Annotated in this window: 23 protein-coding genes and 1 pseudogene; 13 read left to right on the forward strand and 11 right to left on the reverse strand. The window is 41.2% G+C overall.

Annotated elements, in window-relative coordinates; all coding sequences use genetic code 11:
- Positions 1 to 46: 46 nt before the first annotated feature.
- Positions 47 to 976 carry a carbamate kinase gene (gene arcC / locus ELZ61_RS05400; RefSeq protein WP_126372002.1) on the reverse strand — a complete coding sequence of 310 codons (930 nt, stop codon included), beginning with the start codon at positions 974 to 976 and terminating at the stop codon, positions 47 to 49.
- Between the two features lie 19 nt (positions 977 to 995).
- The gene (locus ELZ61_RS05405) at positions 996 to 2,000 is read right to left on the reverse strand and encodes an ornithine carbamoyltransferase (protein ID WP_103855764.1); all 1,005 of its coding nucleotides are present in this window, start codon (positions 1,998 to 2,000) and stop codon (positions 996 to 998) included.
- A gap of 327 nt (positions 2,001 to 2,327) precedes the next feature.
- Between ELZ61_RS05405 and cmk the strand changes: the two genes are divergently transcribed.
- The 7 genes from cmk to yciH all read left to right on the forward strand — a co-directional run bounded on the left by cmk (position 2,328) and on the right by yciH (position 7,701).
- Positions 2,328 to 3,005: a (d)CMP kinase gene (cmk, locus tag ELZ61_RS05410; protein ID WP_126372004.1), complete on the forward strand. Its 678-nt coding sequence runs from the start codon at positions 2,328 to 2,330 to the stop codon at positions 3,003 to 3,005.
- Between the two features lie 110 nt (positions 3,006 to 3,115).
- Positions 3,116 to 4,759, forward strand: a complete 1,644-nt coding sequence (gene rpsA / locus ELZ61_RS05415; RefSeq protein WP_103853142.1) for a 30S ribosomal protein S1 — start codon at positions 3,116 to 3,118, stop codon at positions 4,757 to 4,759.
- A 66-nt stretch (positions 4,760 to 4,825) separates the two neighbouring features.
- A complete protein-coding gene (locus ELZ61_RS05420; protein ID WP_126372006.1) occupies positions 4,826 to 5,110 on the forward strand; it encodes an integration host factor subunit beta in 285 nt (94 codons plus the stop codon).
- Positions 5,111 to 5,178: 68 nt separating this feature from the next.
- Positions 5,179 to 5,475, forward strand: coding sequence for a LapA family protein (locus ELZ61_RS05425; protein WP_126372008.1), 297 nt, complete (start codon positions 5,179 to 5,181; stop codon positions 5,473 to 5,475).
- A complete protein-coding gene (lapB, locus tag ELZ61_RS05430; protein WP_126372010.1) occupies positions 5,475 to 6,665 on the forward strand; it encodes a lipopolysaccharide assembly protein LapB in 1,191 nt (396 codons plus the stop codon). Before ELZ61_RS05425 ends, lapB begins: the two co-directional genes overlap by 1 nt.
- Positions 6,666 to 6,683: 18 nt before the next feature.
- A complete protein-coding gene (gene pyrF / locus ELZ61_RS05435) occupies positions 6,684 to 7,379 on the forward strand; it encodes an orotidine-5'-phosphate decarboxylase (protein WP_126372012.1) in 696 nt (231 codons plus the stop codon).
- 1 nt (position 7,380) lies between these two features.
- Positions 7,381 to 7,701, forward strand: coding sequence for a stress response translation initiation inhibitor YciH (yciH, locus tag ELZ61_RS05440; RefSeq protein ID WP_126372013.1), 321 nt, complete (start codon positions 7,381 to 7,383; stop codon positions 7,699 to 7,701).
- A gap of 47 nt (positions 7,702 to 7,748) precedes the next feature.
- Here the strand turns inward: yciH and ELZ61_RS05445 are convergent.
- Positions 7,749 to 9,037: pseudogene (locus ELZ61_RS05445) on the reverse strand (L-cysteine desulfidase family protein).
- 28 nt (positions 9,038 to 9,065) lie between these two features.
- Complete coding sequence (locus tag ELZ61_RS05450) at positions 9,066 to 10,184, reverse strand: pyridoxal phosphate-dependent aminotransferase (RefSeq protein WP_126372015.1); 1,119 nt, start codon at positions 10,182 to 10,184, stop codon at positions 9,066 to 9,068.
- A 99-nt stretch (positions 10,185 to 10,283) separates the two neighbouring features.
- Between ELZ61_RS05450 and ELZ61_RS05455 the strand changes: the two genes are divergently transcribed.
- From ELZ61_RS05455 to qseC, 4 genes are all read left to right on the forward strand, one after another.
- Positions 10,284 to 10,814 (forward strand): YgiW/YdeI family stress tolerance OB fold protein, encoded by a 531-nt coding sequence (locus tag ELZ61_RS05455; protein WP_126372017.1) that lies wholly within the window; start codon positions 10,284 to 10,286, stop codon positions 10,812 to 10,814.
- Between the two features lie 126 nt (positions 10,815 to 10,940).
- Entirely contained in the window at positions 10,941 to 11,591 is a 651-nt protein-coding gene (gene tenA / locus ELZ61_RS05460; protein ID WP_126372019.1) for a thiaminase II, read from the forward strand.
- A 19-nt stretch (positions 11,592 to 11,610) separates the two neighbouring features.
- Entirely contained in the window at positions 11,611 to 12,276 is a 666-nt protein-coding gene (locus ELZ61_RS05465; protein WP_126372021.1) for a response regulator, read from the forward strand.
- A gap of 1 nt (position 12,277) precedes the next feature.
- Positions 12,278 to 13,663, forward strand: a complete 1,386-nt coding sequence (qseC, locus tag ELZ61_RS05470; protein ID WP_126372023.1) for a quorum sensing histidine kinase QseC — start codon at positions 12,278 to 12,280, stop codon at positions 13,661 to 13,663.
- A gap of 35 nt (positions 13,664 to 13,698) precedes the next feature.
- Here qseC and ELZ61_RS05475 read toward each other — a convergent pair whose 3' ends face one another.
- The 3 genes from ELZ61_RS05475 to gyrA all read right to left on the reverse strand — a co-directional run bounded on the left by ELZ61_RS05475 (position 13,699) and on the right by gyrA (position 17,542).
- Positions 13,699 to 14,202 carry a hemerythrin domain-containing protein gene (locus ELZ61_RS05475; protein WP_197717450.1) on the reverse strand — a complete coding sequence of 168 codons (504 nt, stop codon included), beginning with the start codon at positions 14,200 to 14,202 and terminating at the stop codon, positions 13,699 to 13,701.
- 238 nt (positions 14,203 to 14,440) lie between these two features.
- Complete coding sequence (locus ELZ61_RS05480) at positions 14,441 to 14,788, reverse strand: SirB2 family protein (RefSeq protein ID WP_126372025.1); 348 nt, start codon at positions 14,786 to 14,788, stop codon at positions 14,441 to 14,443.
- Between the two features lie 102 nt (positions 14,789 to 14,890).
- A complete protein-coding gene (gyrA, locus tag ELZ61_RS05485) occupies positions 14,891 to 17,542 on the reverse strand; it encodes a DNA topoisomerase (ATP-hydrolyzing) subunit A (RefSeq protein ID WP_126372028.1) in 2,652 nt (883 codons plus the stop codon).
- A 1,804-nt stretch (positions 17,543 to 19,346) separates the two neighbouring features.
- Between gyrA and ubiG the strand changes: the two genes are divergently transcribed.
- Positions 19,347 to 20,057: a bifunctional 2-polyprenyl-6-hydroxyphenol methylase/3-demethylubiquinol 3-O-methyltransferase UbiG gene (gene ubiG, locus ELZ61_RS05505; RefSeq protein ID WP_126372035.1), complete on the forward strand. Its 711-nt coding sequence runs from the start codon at positions 19,347 to 19,349 to the stop codon at positions 20,055 to 20,057.
- Between the two features lie 58 nt (positions 20,058 to 20,115).
- Here the strand turns inward: ubiG and fur are convergent, their stop codons facing one another.
- From fur to ELZ61_RS05525, 4 genes are all read right to left on the reverse strand, one after another.
- Positions 20,116 to 20,556 carry a ferric iron uptake transcriptional regulator gene (gene fur, locus ELZ61_RS05510; RefSeq protein WP_103852677.1) on the reverse strand — a complete coding sequence of 147 codons (441 nt, stop codon included), beginning with the start codon at positions 20,554 to 20,556 and terminating at the stop codon, positions 20,116 to 20,118.
- Positions 20,557 to 20,585: 29 nt separating this feature from the next.
- Positions 20,586 to 21,113, reverse strand: a complete 528-nt coding sequence (gene fldA / locus ELZ61_RS05515; protein ID WP_115249319.1) for a flavodoxin FldA — start codon at positions 21,111 to 21,113, stop codon at positions 20,586 to 20,588.
- A gap of 2 nt (positions 21,114 to 21,115) precedes the next feature.
- Positions 21,116 to 21,403: a LexA regulated protein gene (gene ybfE, locus ELZ61_RS05520; protein ID WP_126372036.1), complete on the reverse strand. Its 288-nt coding sequence runs from the start codon at positions 21,401 to 21,403 to the stop codon at positions 21,116 to 21,118.
- 126 nt (positions 21,404 to 21,529) lie between these two features.
- Positions 21,530 to 22,315, reverse strand: a complete 786-nt coding sequence (locus ELZ61_RS05525) for an alpha/beta fold hydrolase (RefSeq protein ID WP_126372039.1) — start codon at positions 22,313 to 22,315, stop codon at positions 21,530 to 21,532.
- 79 nt (positions 22,316 to 22,394) lie between these two features.
- Here ELZ61_RS05525 and seqA point away from each other — a divergent pair, with 79 nt between their 5' ends.
- Entirely contained in the window at positions 22,395 to 23,027 is a 633-nt protein-coding gene (gene seqA / locus ELZ61_RS05530; RefSeq protein WP_126372041.1) for a replication initiation negative regulator SeqA, read from the forward strand.
- The last annotated feature ends 4 nt before the right edge of the window (positions 23,028 to 23,031 follow it).

Consider the following 23,031-nt stretch of genomic DNA (forward strand, 5'->3'; position numbering starts at 1 on the left):
GGTAAGAATACGCTTTATACTGAGATAAAGCGTATTCATTGCTCACCTAATAATAGGTGATGTCTTTGGCTTTTGTTGTAATACGCGTACCCGCTTTACCTTTCACAATGTCCACAATATCAGAAAGTGAGCCTATCACGGCATCTTTACCCGTATGTTTAACAAAATTCACCGCAGCTTGCACTTTTGGCCCCATTGAGCCAGAAGGGAATGGAATTTCTTCGATCATATCTGGTGGCGCAGTGGCAATAGCTTGCTGATTTTCTTTGCCCCAATTTAGATATACCGCAGAAACATCGGTGGCAATGATAAAGAGATCCGCATCTAAATTCTCGGCTAATAAAGCCGAACAGAGATCTTTATCGATTACGGCTTCAACCCCACAAAGATTATGTTGCTCATCATAGTAGGTTGGAATACCTCCGCCGCCTGCACAGATAACAATACTGCCTTTTTCAAGCAACCATTGAACAGGACGAATTTCAAAAATCCGTTTTGGTAATGGACTTGGTACAACGCGGCGATATTTATCGCCATCTTGGGCAATTGACCACCCTTTTTCTTTGGCTAATTTATCCGCTTCTTCTTTGGTATAAACTGGCCCAATCGGTTTTGTTGGATTTTGGAACGCAGGATCATTTTTATCCACTTCAACCTGAGAAAGTAAGGTAGCAAACGGCACTTCAAATGGCACAAGATTACCTAATTCCTGTTGAATCATATAACCGATCATTCCTACTGATTCTGCACCCAGTACATCAAGTGGATAAGTTGGCACATCTTTATAAGCTGCGCCTTGTAAGGCTAATAAACCGACTTGTGGGCCATTACCGTGGGCAATGACCAATTCATTATTAGGCCAAATCTTGGCAATTTGTTCGCACGCAATTCTCACATTTTGCCGTTGATTTTCAGCGGTTAATGGTTCACCGCGGCGGAGTAGGGCATTGCCCCCTAATGCAATGACTATTCGCATAATATGCTCCTTTTATTCGCTAGGTCAAACTCGCATAAAGCACCGCTTTAATGGTGTGCATACGGTTTTCAGCTTGTTCAAAAGCAATATTCATTGGCGATTCAAACACATCTTCTGTGACTTCAATACCATTTGCTAATTCAGGATAGGTTTCGGCAATTTGACGTCCTACTTTGGTTTCACTGTTATGGAAAGCAGGTAAGCAGTGCATAAATTTCACTCTTGGATTGCCAGTGCGTTTCATTAATTCTGGGGTAACTTGGTAAGGTAAAAGCAATTTAATGCGTTCGCCCCAGCTTTCTAATGGCTCACCCATAGAAACCCATACATCAGTATGCACAAAATCCACATCTTTCACTGCAAGATCAATATCTTCCGTTACGGTAATGCGCGCGCCACTTTCTTGGGCAAATTTTTCGCACATCGCCACTAATTCAGGTTCTGGTAAAAGTGATTTAGGGCTACAAATACGCACGTCCATACCTAATTTTGCGCCGATTAATAATAAAGAATTACCGACATTGTTGCGTCCATCACCAATATAAACATATTTAATTTGAGTGAGTGGTTTATCGCAATTCTCGATCATAGTGAGAACATCGGCGAGCATTTGGGTTGGGTGAAATTCATCGGTTAAACCATTAAACACTGGCACGCCAGCATATTCTGCCAGTTCTTCAACCACAGTTTGTTTGAAACCACGATACTCAATGGCGTCATACATTCGCCCGAGTACACGCGCGGTGTCTTTCATACTTTCTTTATGGCCAATTTGTGAAGATGTTGGATCAATGTAAGTAACATTTGCACCTTGGTCATAAGCGGCCACTTCAAATGCACAGCGAGTGCGTGTTGAGGTTTTCTCAAAAATTAAGGCAATATTTTTACCTTTTAATTTTTGTTGTTCTGTTCCAGCATATTTTGCTCGTTTCAAATCACGAGAAAGATCAAGCAAATAATTAATTTCACGTTCAGAGTGATTAACTAGACTAAGTAAATGTCTATTTTTAAGATTAAACGCCATAATATTTCTCCTTATATGATTGAGAGGAAAGAACTGCATAAAATTATGCAGTGGATACAACACCTTAAGTTGGTATGAATTATAAAAAGAGTGATTTCGAATAGGGTGTGTAATTTACTATTTGAATGTAAATTTTTCGTACAAAATTCTAAAAAATAAGCAAAATTTATTATTTATTTTCAACAAAAAGCCAAAGGTTTATATTGTATGGAAATAAAGCAAAAATTCCATAAAAAAGCACCGCACTTTATAAATCACAATGCGAAATGTACGCAGCTGTGCTATCATTAGCGCACTTATAAAAACACAATAAGAGAACGAATAACTATGCAGAAAAATCTCGTGATCACCGTTGATGGGCCGAGTGGCGCAGGCAAGGGGACGCTGTGTTATGCCTTAGCGAAAAAGCTAGGTTTTGCCTTGTTAGACAGTGGGGCGATTTATCGTGTTACCGCGTTGGCGGCGTTAAAAAAGCAAGTGCCGTTGGATGATGAAGCGGCGTTGGCAAATTTAGCTCGTCATTTAGATGTCGAATTTTTGCCTGAAGATAATGAAGTTAAAATTATTTTAGAAGGGGAAGATGTGAGCCGTCAGATTCGCACGCAAGAAGTGGCAGAGGCAGCGTCTAAAGTAGCGGTATTCCCACAAGTTCGTGCTGCATTATTGCAATTACAGCAAAGTTTTGCCAACGAAAAAGGGCTTATTGCTGATGGGCGTGATATGGGAACCGTGGTTTTCCCCGATGCGCAGGTGAAGTTATTTTTAGATGCTAGCGCAGAAGAAAGAGCGAAAAGACGCTATAAACAGTTGCAAACTAAGGGAATTAGTGGTAACTTTGCACAGATTTTAGCCGAGATAGAAGAGCGTGATTTTCGCGATAGAAATCGCCCAATCGCCCCTTTAAAACCTGCTGAGGACGCGTTGTTGTTAGACAGCACGGAATTAAGTATTGAGGAAGTGATTGCTCAAGCCCTTGATTATATCCGCCAAAAGGTTGATTTTTAAGGCTTAAATTATTTTCGTCAGTTTATTCAAGGAAGGATAAACATTTATTATCAGCCCCACTTTTTATGGATATAAAGTGGACGTTATTAACTAAATTTAGAAGATTAATTATGTCAGAATCTTTTGCTCAACTCTTTGAAGAATCATTAAAAGACCTTGAAACTCGTTTAGGTTCAATCGTTAACGGTACTGTTGTTGCTATTGAAAAAGGCTTCGTATATGTAGATGCAGGTTTAAAATCTGAAGCGCGTATCCCAGCTGAAGAATTCCAAAATGCACAAGGTGAATTAGACGTTAAAGTTGGCGACGTGGTAAACGTTGCGTTAGACGCTGTTGAAGATGGTTTCGGTGAAACTAAATTATCTCGTGAAAAAGCAGTGCGTCACGAATCTTGGATCGAATTAGAGAAAGCTTACGAAGATCAAGCAACTGTTATCGGTTTAATCAACGGTAAAGTGAAAGGTGGTTTCACAGTTGAGTTAAACGGTGTTCGTGCATTCTTACCTGGTTCATTAGTAGATACTCGCCCTGTACGCGATGCAGATCACTTATTAGGTAAAGAATTAGAATTCAAAGTAATCAAATTAGATCAAAAACGTAACAACGTTGTTGTTTCTCGTCGTGCTGTAATTGAATCAGAAAACAGCCAAGATCGTGAAGAGATCTTAGCAAGCCTTGCAGAAGGCGCAGAAGTTAAAGGTACAGTTAAAAACTTAACTGACTACGGTGCGTTCGTTGATTTAGGTGGCGTTGATGGTTTATTACATATCACAGATATGGCTTGGAAACGTGTTAAACACCCAAGCGAAATCGTGAATGTAGGTGATGAAATCACAGTTAAAGTATTAAAATTTGATAAAGATCGCACTCGTGTTTCTTTAGGCTTAAAACAATTAGGTCAAGATCCTTGGGTTGCTATCGCAGAAAATCACCCAGTTGGCAGCAAATTAACTGGTAAAGTAACTAACTTAACAGATTACGGTTGTTTCGTTGAAATTTTAGAAGGCGTTGAAGGTTTAGTTCACGTTTCTGAAATGGATTGGACAAACAAAAACATTCACCCATCTAAAGTTGTTAGCTTAGGTGATACTGTTGAAGTAATGGTATTAGAAATCGATGAAGATCGTCGTCGTATTTCTTTAGGTTTAAAACAATGCAAACCTAACCCATGGTTACAATTTGCTGAAACGCACAACAAAGGCGATAAAGTTACTGGTAAAATCAAATCAATCACTGATTTCGGTATCTTCATCGGTCTTGAAGGTGGCATCGATGGCTTAGTTCACTTATCTGACATTTCTTGGAATGTACCAGGTGAAGAAGCAGTTCGTAACTACAAAAAAGGTGACGAAGTTTCTGCCGTAGTTCTACAAGTGGATTCAGCAAAAGAGCGTATCTCTTTAGGTATCAAACAACTTGAAGATGATCCATTCAATAACTTCATCGCAGCAAACAAAAAAGGCGCTATCGTAAGCGCTAAAGTTGTTGAAGCAGATGCAAAAGGCGCTAAAGTTGAATTAGACGGCGGTGTTGAAGGTTATATCCGTGCAGCTGACTTAACAAGCGAAGTTGCAGCAGGTGATGTTGTTGAAGCGAAATACACTGGTGTAGATCGTAAAGCGCGTTTAGTTCACTTATCAGTGAAAGCGAAAGATCAAGCTGAAGAAGCGGCTGCAGTTGCAAGCGTGAATAAAGAAGAAGTTGTTATTCCAAACGCAATGGCTGAAGCATTCAAAGCAGCTAAAGGTGAATAATTTTAGTTCCCTTTAAAGTTGGCGTGGGGAAACTCACGCTAACTTCTTGATAGTTAGGAGAATATTATGACTAAATCAGAACTCATTGAAACATTAGTTCAACAACATCCTTCTATTTCAGTTAAAGATGTAGAAAATGCAGTAAAAGAAATTTTAGAGCAAATTGCACAAACCTTGGAAAATGGAGAGCGTGTTGAAGTTCGTGGTTTTGGCAGTTTTTCACTACATTTCCGTCAGCCTCGTGTAGGACGTAATCCTAAAACGGGTGCAAAAGTTGAATTAGACGCAAAATCTGTACCGCACTTTAAAGCTGGTAAAGATCTTAGAATGCGTGTAGATGCTCAAACATAATAGTCAGCTAACTAAACGGCACCTTTTGTGTCGTTTTTTGTATTTATTTACATATTTTGGAGTGCGTAATGATTAAATATATTTTTGGCTTTATTATTTTACTTGCCGTTGTACTTGTTGCCATCACTATAGGGGCGAATAATGATCAAGTCATTACCTTTAATTATATTGTTGCTCAAAGCGAATTACAGCTTTCTAGTTTAGTTGCGATTTTATTTGGTTTTGGCTTGCTGTTAGGTTGGTTTATTACAGGTTTTTTCTATCTCAAATTAAAACTAAAAAATATGGGATTAGCACGCAAGGTAAAACGCCTTTCTGCACAAGTTACTGAATTAACATCAAGCCGAGATAAGGCTCCACAATAATGCTTGAACTGCTTTTTCTACTGCTTCCTATTGCCGCAGCGTATGGGTGGTATATGGGGCATCGTAGTGCGAAAAAGGATCAGGAAGAAATCACCAACAAATTATCCCGTGATTATGTAACGGGGGTGAATTTACTTCTTTCTAATCAGCAAGAAAAAGCAGTTGATTTGTTCTTGGATATTCTACAAAAACAAGAACAAGAGAATGAAATTGAACAAAGTTCACAATTTGAAGCCGAACTCACCTTAGGAAATTTATTCCGTTCCCGTGGCGAAGTGGATCGTGCATTACGAATTCACCAAGCTTTAGAACGTAGTCCTAATTATAGTTTTGAACAAAAACTGCTTGCCAAACAACAGCTTGCGCGCGATTTTATGACCGTTGGCTTTTTCGATCGTGCCGAAGCATTGTATATCCTTTTGGTTGATGAGCCAGATTTTGCGGAAAACGCATTACAGCAACTGGCAGTCATTTATCAAAAAATGAAAGAATGGAAAAAAGCCATTAATGTGGCGGAAAAACTCGCCAAAATTTCACCGCACTTTGATCCTATCCCCTTGGCACATTATTATTGTGAATATGCCCAAAGCCTTGATGCTGAGCAAAAAAAAATGGCTACGGCACTTTTACAGCGCGCTTTAACCGTTTATCCAAACTGTATCCGAGCGTCATTATTACTCGCACAAAATGAAATGTTGCAGTTGGATTATCAAAGTGCGGTAAAAAATTTAGAAAATATTTTGCAGCAAAACCCCGCTTACATTGGTGAAGCGCTGTCGGCTTTAAAATATTGCTATGAAGAATTACATCAGCAAGATAATTTTGAGCTTTTTCTCATTAAAGCGAGCCAAGTGTGCAAAAGCAGTGCCGTTGATCTTGCTTTAGCTGATTTTATTGCAGAAAAAGATGGCCTTGTAGCAGCGCAAGCAAAACTTTATCAACAGCTCACTCAAAATCCCACAACAATCGTTTTTCATCGCTTTATTCAATATCAAATTGAAAGTGCCGAAGCAGGACGCGGTAAAGAAAGCCTCGAGTTACTCTCAAAAATGGTGGGAGAGCGGATTAAACAAGGTTTTGATTATCGCTGTACGAATTGTGGTTATCAAACAAATAAATTGATTTGGTGTTGTCCTTCTTGCCGTCAATGGGAAAGCATCAAACCAACGCCAGATATTGAATATAACTAAACTAACGAGGACGTGAAAATGAGCAGTAAAGTGATTGTTGCCCTAGATTATGAAAAAGAAGCGCAAGCGCTTGCCCTTGTCGATCAACTTGATCCAAGCCAATGTCGCTTAAAGGTGGGAAAAGAAATGTTTACCACCCTAGGCACAAATTTTATTAAACAGCTACACAGCCGTAATTTTGACGTTTTTCTTGATCTCAAATTCCATGATATTCCTAATACGGTCGCAAGAGCGGTGCGTTCTGCAGCAGATTTAGGTGTTTGGATGGTGGATTTGCACGCCAGTGGTGGTTTACGAATGATGGAAGAAGCCAAAAATATTCTTGAGCCTTATGGCAAAGGTGCACCGATTTTAATTGGCGTTACCGTGCTAACCAGTATGGAAGATCTTGATTTATTACAGATTGGCATTAATGCCTCACCAATGGAACAAGTAATCCGTCTTGCGCATTTAACCCAACGGGCAGGGCTTGATGGCGTAGTTTGCTCACCACAAGAAGTAGAAATTTTACGCGCACATTGTGGCAAAGATTTCAAACTGATCACCCCAGGTATTCGCCCGATTGGCTCTGACTTTGGTGATCAACGCCGTGTAATGACGCCAGCAGCGGCAATTCAAGCGGGTTCTGATTATTTGGTTATCGGTCGCCCAATTACGCAAGCTGAAAATCCAGCAGAAGTGCTACGTGCGATTAATGCGTCTATTGTGGGGTAATATGTCAGAAAGTACCTTAGTTTATTCCACTGAAACAGGCCGAATCAAAGCAGAAAAATCACAGCCTGAACGCGCTAAAGGCGATGGCATCGTTCGTATTGAGCGCCAAGTGAGCGGAAGAAAGGGCAGTGGTGTTAGTGTAATCAAAGGCTTAGATTTGCCCGATGATGAATTGAAAAAATTAGCTGCAGAACTGAAAAAACGCTGCGGCTGTGGTGGCTCGGTGAAAAATGGCTTGATTGAAATTCAAGGTGAAAAACGAGAGTTACTCAAACAATTATTAGAGCAAAGAGGCTTTAAGGTTAAGTTAGTAGGGGGATGATGATTCCCCCTTTATATTCTATTGAATAAGATAATTTTGACTATTTGCTATATTTTATCCTTTTGTTTACTCACCATAATCTCAATAACTTGGCGATCGGTGTATTGCATACTGCGTGAAGCAATGTTGCAAAGGTTATTAATTGAACGATCGATACAATGTTCTACAATGCCCTCGTTGCCAGTAACTTGCATATTATCCAATGCCATTAGTACCGCTTTATAGCTTGAGGTTACACTGGTGGATACTTTCATTGCACAGCTATTTGCTGCGCCATCGCAAATAATGCCGCTAATATCGCCAATCATACTGCTGATTGCCATACTTACAGTTTCAAATTTGCCTGTAAGCAACCAAGCAATGCCCGCACAACTACCCATTGCTGCGGTGGTCGCTGCACATAATGCGGAAAGTTTTGGCAGTTTGCTGTGGATATAAATCGCCATTAAGTGCGAAAGAAATAACGCACGGGTGAGCTGTTCATCAGTGGCGTTAATATGTTTTGCGACTACCACAACAGGCATTGTTGCTGCAATCCCCTGATTACCAGAGCCAGAATTACTCATTGCAGGCAGATTTGCGCCCCCCATTCGCGCATCAGAGGCTGCTGTGGTTTCGATAATAATGCGGTTCATCAAATCATCACCGAGCAAGCCTGTGGCAATTTGCGCCCAATATGCAAGCCATAATCTTGCCGTAACCCCTCTTGTGAAAGGGCTGAATTTAGCCTTTCAGCTTCATCAATAAATTTGATCTTGGCCAGATCCACTTGGGTGGAAAAATCAAAAATTGCTTTTGCTGAAAGTGCGGTAAAAATTTCGTACAAATTTTCACTTTCTACCGCGCAAGGTTTGGTGAAAATCACCTGATCATTTTTGGCAATATAAATCACATTGGTATGATGTGCTGCAATGCGCACGCATACTTTGTCCTGCTGATGAAAAAGCGTAGCTTCAGAATACAAAATATGCTCCGTTTCAAAAATTGAAACGGAAACTCTATCTTCCTTGATCATTTGTTTCGCTTGTTCGGTTTGTTCTGGCGTGATGTTTTTTAACACTTCCAATCCAGCATTCGGATCACCACCAATCGCCCCGATGGCGGCAGCCATTGTCAGCCCTAAAGTACCTGTCCCTGGTACAGTTACGCCCATTCCATTTTTCATTAAATTCGGCGAAACTTTTGCTTCAATACGTTCGGGCATTGCGTTTAAATATTGCCGTGCGGTTGCCGCTGCTAAAGCAAGGGAAATGGGTTCGGTGCAGCCTAAGGCTGGCACAACTTCTTGTTTTACAATATCCAATAGGGCTTGTTCGGTATCTGCTTGAAAATTCATAATGTTCCTTTATTTTGCTGTGCGGTAATTATTTCTGTTCAGCGAGCCATTTTTTCATTCGCTCTACGCCTTCGCGTAAATGGGCACTCTCTCTGGTGTAGGCAAAGCGGAGATAGTGCTTGGTGCCATTTTCCCCAAAATCGATCCCTGGGGTAGCGGCCACTTGAATTTCAGCCAGCATTTTTTTCGCAAATTCATAGCTATCTTGCGTGTAATCAGACACATCAGCCCAAAGATAAAATGCCCCTTGTGGTTTAAATTCGATCTTGAATAAGGCTTTTAATTCGTTATACAGAAAATCTCGCCGTTCTTGAAAAATGCCTTTAATTTCATCAAGATAATCATAATCAAAGGCAGCTAGCGCACCATATTGACTCAATGTAGGCGCGGAAATAAAAATGTTTTGCGCCACAATTTCCGCTTCTCTTGCCTTTTCTTCTGGCACGATAATCCAGCCTAAACGCATTCCTGGCATACAAAAATACTTAGAAAATCCGTTAATCACATAAGCATTCGGATTAAATTGCAAGGCAGTCGCGGCTTGCTCATCATAAACCAAGCCGTGATAAAGCTCATCGGAAATAAAGGCAATTTGATTAGCAATGCAATATTCATTCAGTGCTTGCAGACGTTCTGGCGTATAAATATTGCCCGTTGGATTGGCGGGTGAAGAAATTTGCAAAGCTTTAATTTGGCGATTTTCAAGCTGTTGTGGTGCAAGCTGATAACAATCTTGCTTATCAACAGGGATAAATTCAGGCTGAATATCCATCATATAAGCGAAATTTTTATAGCACGGATACGCAGGATCTGTCAGCCCCAGTTTATCCCCTTGGTTAAGGGTTAAGGCATAGGCGACAAGAAATGCGCCACTTGTACCGGGGGTAAGAATAATGCGATGCGGCGCAACCTCCACTTGATAAGTGCGGTGGTAAAATTCACGAATTTTTTCACGCAATGCGGGCAAGCCAAGGCTTTCCGTATAACTAAATTGGTCGTCTTCAATGGCTTGTTGCAAGGCTTGTTTGACTTTCGGTGATGGCGGTAAATCAGGTTGGCCAATTTCAAAATGAATGGCATTAGGGTATTTCGCCGCTTCACGCACAATATCCATCACAATAAATGCCGACATATTTTCACAACGCATTATTTTTTCCTTTTTGCCTGTCTTAAGGTTCTCTTAATATTTCTTTGCTTTAATGCTCCTAACAAGACAGCCGTCTTGTCATTTGAAAGGAGTTTAACAATGAAAAAACTTAGTTTAGCAACAATTTTACTATTATCAACTGCTAGCCTTGTGGTTAGCGCAGAGAATTTACCCGCAGCCAATCAACAAGCTGCCGCAGTGGAACAAAAAGCGCAAATCGTACCAGATACGGAAAAAGCAGAAAAAGCGCATAAAAAGCATCATCATAAACATAAAAAAGAGCACAAAAAACGCGGTGGATTTGTTGATCCGACTAATCCACAACCGCAAACCAAGGATAAAAAATCCTTTGCGAATAATTTACCTGTAAGTCAAATTAGCGAGCAAGCTGCTTGGAAAGATGATCAACGCATTGTTTTACAAGGAAATATTGTTAAACAATTAAGCAAAGATGATTTCTTATTCCGCGATAAGAGCGGTGAAATTGAAGTGGAAATTGAGCCGCACGCGTGGCGTGGCAAAACGATCACGCCAAATGATGAAGTGAAAATTCTTGCGGAAGTGGAGAAATCCGACAAAAAATTAGAATTGGAAGTTCAACGTGTTGCAAAAGTGGCAAAAAGTAATTAATCGCGAAAAGATTCCATTCGCAAATTTATCTTTTTAGGCTAAACTCAATGGGCATTTTGCTCATTGGGTTTATGTGGTAAATGGGACAAGATGGCATTATTTACTTCAACATAAAAGGAAAATCAAATGTTTACCGTAGAAAACCTGATCGCCCAAAGCCAGCCTTATTGGGATAATTATATCCAACATTCCTTTGTGCAGCAGCTCGCCACAGGTCGCCTGCCACGCCAATGCTTTCAACATTATTTACAGCAAGATTATCTCTATCTTTTTCAGTACAGCCGTGCATTATCGCTAGGTATTTTCAAAGCGGATAATTTTGCTGAAATTCACACCGCTCACCAAGCCAATGAGGTGTTGCTGAAAGAAATTCAGCTACATATCGCATTTTGTCAAGAATGGGGTATTTCTGAGCAAGATCTGCAAAAAGTGCCTGAATCCACCGCTTGTGTGGCCTACACGCGTTATGTGCTGGATTGTGGCATCAAAGGTGGGCTTGCGGAACTTTATACAGCCCTTGCGCCTTGTATGTTGGGCTATGCGGCAATCGGCAAAATGCTCGGCAGCCAAACGCCAACGCCGAATAATCCTTATCAGAAATGGATCGATACTTACGCCGCACCAGATTTTCAACAAGCTGCGGCGGAGTTTAGTGCAATGCTCAACGGATTATTTGAAAATGTTTCAGCAAAACAACAGCAACAATTACAACATATTTTCACCACGGCGACACGAATGGAAATTGACTTTTGGCAAATGGGGCTAGATTTAAGCTAACTAAAGTGCGGTTAAAATTATGCGAATTTTATTAATTGAAGACGATCCGTTGATCGGTGATGGGCTTAACATTGGGCTCGGCAAATCAGGTTTCAGTGTCGATTGGTTTCAAGACGGTGAAAGCGGTATGCAAGCCTTGGCTTCCGCCCCTTATGATGCCGTGGTGCTCGATCTCACCTTGCCGAAAAAAGACGGCTTGCAGGTGTTGCAACAATGGCGTAAAGCCAATCAAGATGTGCCTGTACTTATTTTAACCGCACGAGATAGCTTAGAACAACGCATTGAAGGTTTGCAACTCGGGGCGGACGATTATCTCGGCAAGCCCTTTGCTCTCGGTGAAGTGGTCGCTCGCTTACAAGCGCTCATTCGCCGCCGTTATGGGCAAACACAATCGCTTCTCACCCACGGTGCGGTGAGCCTTGATCTGGGGCAGCACAAAGCCTTTTTGCGTAATCAAGAAGTTTCCCTCACAGGGACGGAATACAAGTTACTTGAGCTATTTATGCATCATAAAGAGCGGGTACTTTCTCGCGGATTTATTGAAGAAAAGCTCTATACTTGGAATGATGAAGTGAGTAGCAATGCGTTGGAAGTGCATATTTACAATTTACGTCAAAAACTCGGCAAACCGTTTATTCGCACGATACACGGCGTAGGCTATGCCCTTGGTACAATCGAGGAATAAAATGAAACCGCGTAGCTTACGTCTTCGTCTAATTCTCATTCTTTCCCTGTTAGCCAGCGCTATTTGGCTGGCATCTACTGCGATTGCGTGGTCGGCAGCGCGTAGCCAAGTAAACGAAGTTTTTGATACACAACAGATTTTATTCGCCAAACGGCTAGCCACTTCGCATTTAAAAAGTATTTTAATTGAGCGCTACCGCCCCGAAGGAAAAAATTATCGCCAAAAACCACCGCACTTTCGCAAAAGAAAAAATTACGATGATGATGCCCTTGCCTTTGCAATTTTTAATCACGATGGTGAAATGCTGCTAAGTGATAGTGAAAACGGCAACAATTTCATTTATGAACCGAAAAGGGGCTTTAATAACACCACCTTGCAAGGTGATGACGATGAATGGCGAATTTTTTGGCTGCCCGCGGCGGAAGGCAGATTAATGATCGCCGTGGGACAAGAGCTGGAATATCGCCAAGAATTAGTCGAAAAAATGGTGCTAGGTCAAATGTGGATTTGGTTTGCTAGCCTGCCTGTGTTGCTTGCCGTGATCATTTGGGCCATTAGCCGTGAACTGTCCATATTGCGCAATGTGAGCGAACAGGTGAGCCAGCGTAGCCCTGATGATGAACAACCGCTCGACACGCAGCAAGTGCCAAAAGAAATCTTGCCACTAGTGCAAAATTTGAATCAATTTTTTACCCGCACGGCAACCAGCCTACTCAGAGAGCGGCGTTTTACATCTGATGCAGCGCACGAATTGCGCAGCCCGCTCACCGCGTTGCGTATTCAAACTGAACTTGCACAAATGGCAGGCGATGATGAAATAATGCGTAATCAAGCATTGCAAAACCTTACGCTAGGCATCGATCGTGCAAGCCAATTGGTGGAACAGCTGCTTACACTCTCTCGCTTAGACAATCTCAATGAATTAGCCCATCTTAACACCATTGAATGGGATAAATTAATCACCGAGCTTGTGGCGGAGCGTTATTTAAAAGCCGAAAAAGCAGGGATCACATTCATTTTTGAACCGCTAAGCAAACCCAATACGCAGCAAGGCGAACCATTATTGCTTTCTTTAATGTTACGTAATCTGATCGACAACGCCATTGCCTATTGTCCTAAAGGCAGCGAAATTCGCCTTATTTTACAACAAGATAAACTCATCATCGCCGACAACGGTGGTGGCGTTCCTGATGACGCCCTGGATAAACTCGGCCAACGCTTCTACCGCCCAGCAGGCCAAAATGAAAAAGGCAGCGGCTTGGGATTATCTATCGTACAACGCATCGCCCAATTACATCACTACCAAGTGCGGTATAAAAATGCCGAGAATTCGCGTGGGGAGAAAGGGTTTTGGGTGGAGATTTTATTAGACAAAAAAGCACCTTAAACGTCCTTAAGGTGCTAACATTATTATTGTTGCGACTATTGTTCGCTTAATACACGTGGGAATAAGATATTATTTTCCGTGTGAATATGTTCTTGCAGATCATCACAAAACTCTTGAATACCTTGGTAGAGATTGCGCCAAGAAGTGCAAGCATCGGCAGGTGGCGTCATATTGTGAGTAAGAGTGCGTAACATTTCAATCGTTGCACCGTGTTCATCGTGTTCAAATTCCATTACCTGAATGGGCATTCGTGCCATCATATAATTACCTGCTTGGATCATTGGGAACAAGATTTGTTCTTCTTTCATCATATGGCTAGACAAATCCGCATAGGCATTTTTTAGCGCGTCAGCTAAACCTTTTGAACAATCAGGGTGATCAGCGTGGCGTTCTTCTACCTTTTCTGCCAGGGGAATTAGCTCTTGTAATTGTTCACGATGACGTTGATGAAAGCGCGACAGGATATGCGAGATGGTGTCTTGATAACTGGCACTTTGCCATTGTTGATCGGCTTGTTTCATTCTATTTTCTAATGACATAATTTGACCTTAATATTGGATTGTTAAACCTGACCAAAATACTAAGGTATTTGGTTGGTAATCCCAACTTCTTTTTAAGAAAAGGTGGTCGGCTTATGATCTAAATCAGATTTTATAACTCAAAATAGGTGGAAAAATTTTACAAAATTCCACCGCACTTTAAATTATAGAGAATGAAAGGCTGGGTGAAGTGAAAAGCGGTTTAAGCTAAACCAAACCGCTTGAGAGTTTAGTGAGATTAATGGTTGTAGCCGAGTATCATTGCGCCAACAAATGAAATTAATGCAAGCAGAAATGCCGCTGGGTTATTGGCTGTGCCTCGTTTGAAAAACTTAGCGGCAAAAATGATGTAGCTAATTAATAAGGCAAATTTGGCGATAATCCACCAAGGAAAGCCTATTCCTAGGGAGAATAATAAGATTGCACCGCTTACGATCAGTAGCGTATCGGATAAGTGCGGTAGGATTTTGAGTAATTTTATGGCGCGCCAATCTTTTCCTGCAAATTGCATTAAGGCACGAATAATAAATAGCCCTAAGCTAATAAAAGCACAAAAAAAGTGGGTGTAAATAGCATAAAAAATCATTGTCTAAATTCCTATAGAATGGTTTGGGATTTTAAAAGTCCAGTGTGAAAAAAGGTTTCAGCTTTGGGAAAAGAGAAAGTGGGCGAGTTGCCCACTTTGTTTTTATTCTTCCACATTGTCTGTTTCAATGTCCGATTCTTCATCGTCCACATCACAAACACGCTCAAGGCTCACTACTTGCTCGTCTTCGGCGGTGCGAATTAGGCGAACCCCTTGGGTGTTTCGTCCAACAATGCTCACTTCGCTAACGCGGGTTCTGACTAAGGTTCCTGCATCGGTAATCAGCATAATTTGGTCGTTTTCTTCCACTTGGGTCGCGGCAACCACTTTACCGTTACGCTCGCTCACCTTGATAGAAATCACCCCTTTGGTGTTACGCGATTTGGTTGGATACTCCGCTAAATCGGTACGTTTACCATAACCGTTTTGCGTTGCGGTAAGGATTGCGCCGTTATCTTTCGGGATCACCAGCGACACCACTTTGTCGATATTCAGATCAAGGGTTTCTTCGCTGTTATCGTCAGAAATTTCTTCAATTTCCACCGCACTTTCATCTTCCGCAAGATCATTAGTTAGGGCTAATTTAATGCCGCGCACCCCTGTTGCGGTACGTCCCATTGGGCGTACAGCGCTTTCTGCAAAACGTACTACGCGTCCTTGTGATGAAAACAGCATAATCTCGTTTGAACCGTCTGTAATATCCACGCCGATAAGTTCATCTTCATCACGCAAGTTAAGGGCAATAATCCCGTTTGAACGTGGGCGGCTGAATTCGGTTAAAGCGATTTTTTTCACCATACCGCCCGCGGTTGCCATCACCACAAATTTATTTTCTTCATAAGCGGAAATTGGCAAGATAGCGGTGATACGCTCGTTTTCGTCTAATGGCAGAATATTCACGATTGGACGACCACGCGCGCCACGGCTGGCTTGCGGTAATTGATACACTTTGAGCCAGTATAAACGTCCACGGCTAGAGAAACATAAAATCGTATCGTGGGTGTTGGCAACCAGTAATTTTTCGATGAAATCTTCTTCTTTCATCTTGGTTGCAGATTTACCTTTACCGCCACGGCGTTGTGCTTCGTAATCAGTAAGTGGTTGATATTTCACATAACCTTCGTGAGAAAGGGTTACCACAACATCTTCTTGTGCGATTAAATCTTCTAAATTAATATCGCCTGATGCCATTGTGATTTCAGTGCGGCGTTCATCGTTAAATTCCGCTTTAACGCGTTCTAACTCTTCACACACCACTTCTCTTAACCGTTCAGTGCTATTTAAAATGCGTAATAATTCGCCAATTTCGACCAAGATTTGTTGATATTCGGTAACGATTTTTTCGTGTTCTAAGCCTGTTAGGCGTTGTAAACGTAAATCTAAAATGGCGCGAGCTTGTTCTTCAGAAAGGTAATATAACCCATCACGCACACCAAATTCTGGCGCAAGATCTTCAGGGCGAGAAGCATTCATTCCTGCCGCTTCTAACATTCCACTCACGTTGCCTAAATCCCAACCGCGTGCAAGCAAGGCTTCACGGGCTTCATCACCGGTTTTTGACGCACGAATTAATTCAATAACCGGATCGATATTGGCTAAGGCAATGGCTAAACCTTCTAAAATATGCGCACGCTCACGGGCTTTACGCAGTTCAAACACTGTACGGCGCGTCACCACTTCACGGCGGTGCTTCACAAAGGCTTCAATAATTTGTTTTAAATTGAATAATTTCGGCTGACCATGATCCAACGCCACCATATTGATACCAAAGGTCACTTGCATTTGGGTGAGTGCATAAAGGTTGTTTAGCACCACTTCGCCCACAGCATCGCGTTTCACTTCAATTTCAATACGGAAACCTTCTTTATTGGATACATCAAGTACGTTGCTGATGCCTTCGATTTTTTTATCACGCACCAACTCAGCGATTTTTTCTACCAATTTCGCTTTGTTTACTTGATAAGGAATTTCCGTCACGATAATGGTTTCACGGCCTTTTTCGCTAGTTTCAATTTCGGCTTTGGCACGCACATAAACCTTTCCACGCCCTGTTTTATAGGCATCTTCAATGCCTTTGCGACCATTAATTAACGCCGCCGTTGGGAAATCTGGGCCAGGAATAAATTGCATTAATTCATCAATGGTGATGTCTTCGTTGTCTAAATAAGCCAAACAACCGTCTAGCACTTCACCTAAATTATGTGGGGGAATATTGGTTGCCATACCCACCGCAATTCCCGATGAACCATTGACTAACAAGGCTGGAATTTTGGTTGGTAACACATCAGGGATCATTTCTTTGCCATCATAGTTTGGCGAGAAATCCACGGTTTCTTTGTCTAAATCCGTTAATAATTCCTGCGTGATCTTTTGCATACGCACTTCGGTATAACGCATTGCCGCTGGAGCATCGCCATCTACTGAACCGAAGTTACCTTGACCGTCCACCAACATATAACGCAATGAAAACGGCTGCGCCATACGCACAATGGTGTCATAAACCGCGCTATCACCGTGCGGGTGATATTTACCGATCACATCACCCACCACACGGGCAGATTTTACATAGGCTTTATTATAGGTAATGCCACTTTGATCCATTGAATATAAAACACGGCGGTGTACCGGCTTTAACCCATCACGCACATCAGGCAACGCACGCCCAACAATCACGGACATTGCGTAGTCAAGATAGGAAGATTTCAGCTCTTCCTCAATACTCACAGGGGTAACGTTTGAAACCAAATTCGTCATTGAAATATTCCCTAATTAGATAAAAAATTAGGCGAGATTGTAGCATAATTTCAATGATATCTCTAATTTAATAAAGATTGTTATGGTGTAAATTTGGTTTTTTCTTTGGGATAAATAACGGGTTTCGCTCGTTGAGCGGCTTACTTTCTTTTGTTTGCTCAAAAGAAAGTAGGCAAAGAAAAAAGCACCCCGATCAAACCGAGTTTCCTCATTCCAATAAAATTTTCTTAACGAAAAATCAGCCTGATATTCGCTACGCTCTCGCTCGGCGTGATTTTTCTAAAAATTTTATCTCCATTCGGGCGGTTTGGACGGGGAAATTCGGTTAGAGTGAATTTTAAAGTGCGGTGGGAATTTTGGGATTTTTAGAAAGTGCAAAGAAAATTCCCTTATCTTACCCACAGTGTGGCTGTGCTATCTAACCACCTAGGGGTCGTAGGTCGTGAAGATTTTTAGCATTGTAGGGTGGGCTTCAGCCCACCTAAAACAAAGCATAGGCAACTCACTGAGTGAAAACGGTAAAATGGTGGGCTGAAGCCCACCCTACGAGATATGAAAGCGTGTCATAATCTCCCCGTGTAAATTGCCTTCATTTTTAACAAATTTTTAGAAAAGTAACGCCTGAACGCAGCGTAGCGAGTATGGGCTTACTTTTCGTTAAGAAAATTTGTTAAAAATGAAGATCAGCAATTTAGTCGGGTGCTTTTTTCTTTGCCTACTTTCTTTTGAGCAAGCAAAAGAAAGTAGGTCGCTCAACGAGCGAAACTTGTTATTTATCCCAAAGAAAAAGCTATTTAACGGCGAAACTCGTTAATAATCTCAAAGAAAAAAGCAACTAATAAAGTGCGGTCATTTTCCACAGAATTTCAAAAATTATAGAATTCCCACCGCACTTTAAAATTCACCCTAACCGAATTTCCCCGTCCAAACCGCCCGAATGGAGATAAAATTTTTAGAAAAATCACGCCGAGCGAGAGCGTAGCGAACATCAGGCTGATTTTTCGTTAAGAAAATTTTATTGGAATGAGGGAAAGCGGTTTGATCGGGGTTCCCTTTTCTTTGCTTCCTTTCTTTTGGGAACGCAAAAGAAAGGAAGTCGCCAACGGCGAAACCCGTTAATAATCTCAAAGAAAAAAGCAACTAATAAAGTGCGGTCATTTTCCACAGAATTTCAAAAATTATAGAATTCCCACCGCACTTTAAAATTCACCCTAACCGAATTTCCCCGTCCAAACCGCCCGAATGGAGATAAAATTTTTAGAAAAATCACGCCGAGCGAGAGCGTAGCGAACATCAGGCTGATTTTTCGTTAAGAAAATTTTATTGGAATGAGGGAAAGCGGTTTGATCGGGGTTCCCTTTTCTTTGCTTCCTTTCTTTTGGGTAAGCAAAAGAAAGGAGATCGCCAACGGCTAAACCAGTTATCAACCCCAAAGAAAAAAGAAATTTAACGTAGAAAAATATTTTCTTTAACTACAAAAATAGCTATTCGAACCATAAAGTGCGGTCATTTTCCACAAAATTTTAAAAACTTAAAAATTTCCATCGCACTTGTAATATAATCCCTGTCCAAACCGCCGTCATTCCAATAAAATTTTTAGAAAAGTAACGCCTGAACGCAGCGCAGCGAGTATGGGCTTACTTTTCGTGAAGAAAATTTTATTGGAATGAGGAAAAAGCGGTTTGATCGGGGTTCCCTTTTCTTTGCTTCCTTTCTTTTGGGTAAGCAAAAGAAAGGAAGTCGCTCAACGAGCGAAACCCGTATCAGCCTAAAGAAAAACGAAATTTAAAAGACGAGAAAAATAATGCAAAACATCGACCAACAAGAACTCGAAAAATTTGAAAAAATGGCCAAAACTTGGTGGGATCCTGAAGGGGATTTTAAGCCGATTCACCGCTTAAATCCAGTGCGTTTAGCGTATATTTGCCAACAAGCAGAGGGTTTGTTTGGCAAAAATGTGCTTGATGTGGGCTGCGGTGGCGGTATTTTAGCGGAAGCAATGGCAAAACAAGGGGCGAAAGTAACAGGCATTGATATGACCACCGCGCCCCTTGAAGTAGCGAAATTACATGCACAAGAAAGTGGTTTAAACATTGATTATCAACAAACCACGGTAGAAAATTTTCTGCAAAAACACACCGCACTTGGTGGGGAAAAATTTGACGTGATCACCTGTATGGAAATGCTGGAACACGTTCCCGATCCCAGTTCGATCATCAATGCCTGCAAAGCCTTGTTAAAACCAGATGGCGTGCTATTTTTCTCCACCATTAATCGTACCCTGAAAGCTTGGGCTTTAGTGATCATCGGTGCGGAATATGTATTAAAAATGCTACCAAAAGGCACGCACGATTACGAAAAATTTATCAAGCCTGCTGAACTTTTGGCGTGGACGGACGAAGCAAAGTTAGAATGTGTGAATATGGTGGGTTATCACTATAATCCACTAACAGGAACATTTAAATTAAATCAGGACGTGAGCGCCAATTATATGGCAACCTTTAATATGAGATAAAAAAATCACCGCTTTTAAAGAGCGGTGATTTTTTTGTAAATTTTTGGAGAAAACGAGATTATTTTTTCTCTTTTTCATCACAGTTGTCAATATCACTACATTTTCCGTAAAGATATAAACTGTGGGTTTTTAATTTAATGCCGTGTTGTTCGCTGATTTGTTTTTGTCGTTGTTCAATGATTTCATCATTAAATTCAAACACTTTGCCACAATCCACGCAAATAATGTGATCGTGATGCTCACTCGGTGCAAGTTCAAAAACGGATTTATTTCCTTCAAAATTATGGCGAATCAGGATATTTGCTTCGTCAAATTGATTAAGCACACGGTAAACGGTGGCTAAGCCAATATCTTCACCACGTTCAAGCAATAGTTTATAAACATCTTCTGCAGAAAAATGCGACATACTATGTTCTTGCATTAACGCTAAAATCGTTAAGCGTGGTTCGGTGATTTTTAACCCCGCTTTTTTAAGAAGTTTGATATTTTCTTCAGACATAATGTTTCCTTTCTTTTGCTCTTGGTGGGTTATTCAACTAACTCAGCTAAACACATTTCATCAAAAACTTGTTTTGTCCATTTCTCAACACGTTCTGCGGTGAGTTCTGGCTGACGATCTTCATCAATACATAAACCAACGAACGTGTTTTCATCAACCAATGCCTGGGAAACTTCAAAGGTGTAACCTTCTGTTGGCCAATGACCTACGATAATCGCGCCTTTCGGTTCGATAATATCGCGCACCGTTCCCATTGCATCGCAGAAATATTCAGCATAATCTTCTTGGTCACCACAACCAAAAATGGCTACTAATTTATCGGTGAAGTCAATTTCTTCTAAGGTTGGGAAAAAGTCGTCCCAGTCGCACTGCGCTTCGCCATAGTACCAAGTTGGGATACCAATCATTAAAAAGTCATAGGCTTCAATATCTTCTTTTGTGCTTTTGGCGATATCACGAATATCCACCACTTCTGAGCCTAATTGTTTTTGAATCATTCGTGCAATGTTTTCAGTATTGCCCGTATCACTACCATAAAATAAACCAACGATAGCCATTTTTATTTCCTATGTTCTTGAAATTTAAAATATTCTTGTAAGATCGTTACGATTAACTCTGAACGACTAACACGCTGTACAGACGCTAAATCTTCTAATTTTTGAACAATATCCGTATGCAATTTTAGCTCAACACGTTTTAGCCCGCAGGATTTATCCCGTCTAAGCTGATTGCGTTTGTTGATACGGAGTTGTTGTTCTCGGGTCAGCGGATTTGTTTTTGGGCGTCCCACTTTGGGTGTGTTAGCAAACAGATCTAAGGTTATGCAATCTGCATCTTGTTTTGCCATTTTTCAAATCACTGAACTGGTTAAAATGTAGCTAATTGAGAATGATAAGCTACAACTACTAATGACCGCGAACTATATCACAATTCATAGTTGATTAAAACCCTCAACCTTTGATTGGTGAGATTGTTATTGGCTATCTAAAAAACGCTGAATAATGCGAATAATTGCTTCGGGTTTTTCCGCGTGTACCCAATGTCCGCTGCCGTTAATGGTAAAGGAGGTGGCTTGCGGAAATTGCGCTAAAATCTGCTCGCTATATTCTGGCTGAATATAATCCGACTGCCCACCTTTAATAAATAGGGTAGGATTGGGGTAAAAACAAGTTTGCCAATCCATAATATTGGCATAATTTTGTTGAAGTGCGGTCAAATTAAAGCGAAATTTTTCCGCCGATTGACCGTCAAAGGATTTCAGCATAAATTGTTGAATACTTTCTTGTGGAATATGTTGGCTTAAAATCGGTTTAGCCTGTTGGCGAGTTTCAGGCTGCGCGGCTTTCACGGCAAATAATCCAGCAAAAATGCTATCGTGTCCGTGTTCGCCATATTTCACGGGCGCAATATCAATCACGATCAATTTTTCCACTAAATCAGGGCGAAGTGCGGCGGCTTTCATTGCGGTTTTTCCGCCCATTGAATGGCCGATTAAGATCACTTTTTTTAGCTCTAAATGTTCAATGGTTGCCAATAGATCTTCCGCCATTAATTCATAATCCATTGCTTCAGAATGAAAACTCTGTCCGTGATTGCGTAAATCTACACGTAAAATAGGGTAATGTTCCGAAAAAGCACGTGCGATCACCCCTAAATTATTCATATCGCCAAATAAGCCGTGAATAAACACCAAGGTAGGGTTGCTAGTCGGTTGTTTTAATTGATGAAATTGAAAATTGAGTAATTGCGTTTGCGACATAATTTTTGCGTGAGTATTTGAAAATAAATCGCTATAATGTTGTAAAAGCGTAAAGAGATCAAGCAACTGGAGAGAAAAAATGAAAATTATTGAAGTAGATGAAGAACTTTATCAATACATAGCCAGCCAAACCCGATCTATCGGTGAGAGTGCTTCTGATATTTTACGCCGTTTACTCAATTTTCCTGCGGTGCGCGCGGATAACAATGTGGCGATTGCGCCGAACATTGCTGCTGATAATCAAAGTGCGGTGGAAATTTCCAATGAATTTGCACAGCCGAATGAAAAAGTGGAAGAAAAGCCAGCGGCAAAAGAAAAAGTATCCACGAAAAAACAATCTGATGAAGCGATCCAAAAAGTGGTTGGCAAAGTGCGTGAATTGATCCAGTCGGCAGATTTCCAACAGGAAAGCAAAGCCGTAGTGCGTTTTTTAGCGATTTTACGCGTGCTTTATCGCACCAATCCAGAAAGTTTTGCGCAGGCGACAGAATCTTTGCAAGGCCGCACGCGCGTTTACTTTGCACGCGATGAAGGCACCTTATTAATGGCGGGTAATCACACCAAGCCAAAACAAATTCCTGATACGCCATATTGGGTGATCACCAATACGAACAGCGGACGTAAGATGTTAATGCTGGAAGGGGCGATGCAATCAATGCACTTGCCAGAAGAATTAATTGATGAAGTGCGGTCGTTTTTCACTGCAAATTAATTGG

Source organism: Avibacterium volantium (genome assembly GCF_900635775.1).
Lineage (GTDB): Bacteria > Pseudomonadota > Gammaproteobacteria > Enterobacterales > Pasteurellaceae > Avibacterium > Avibacterium volantium.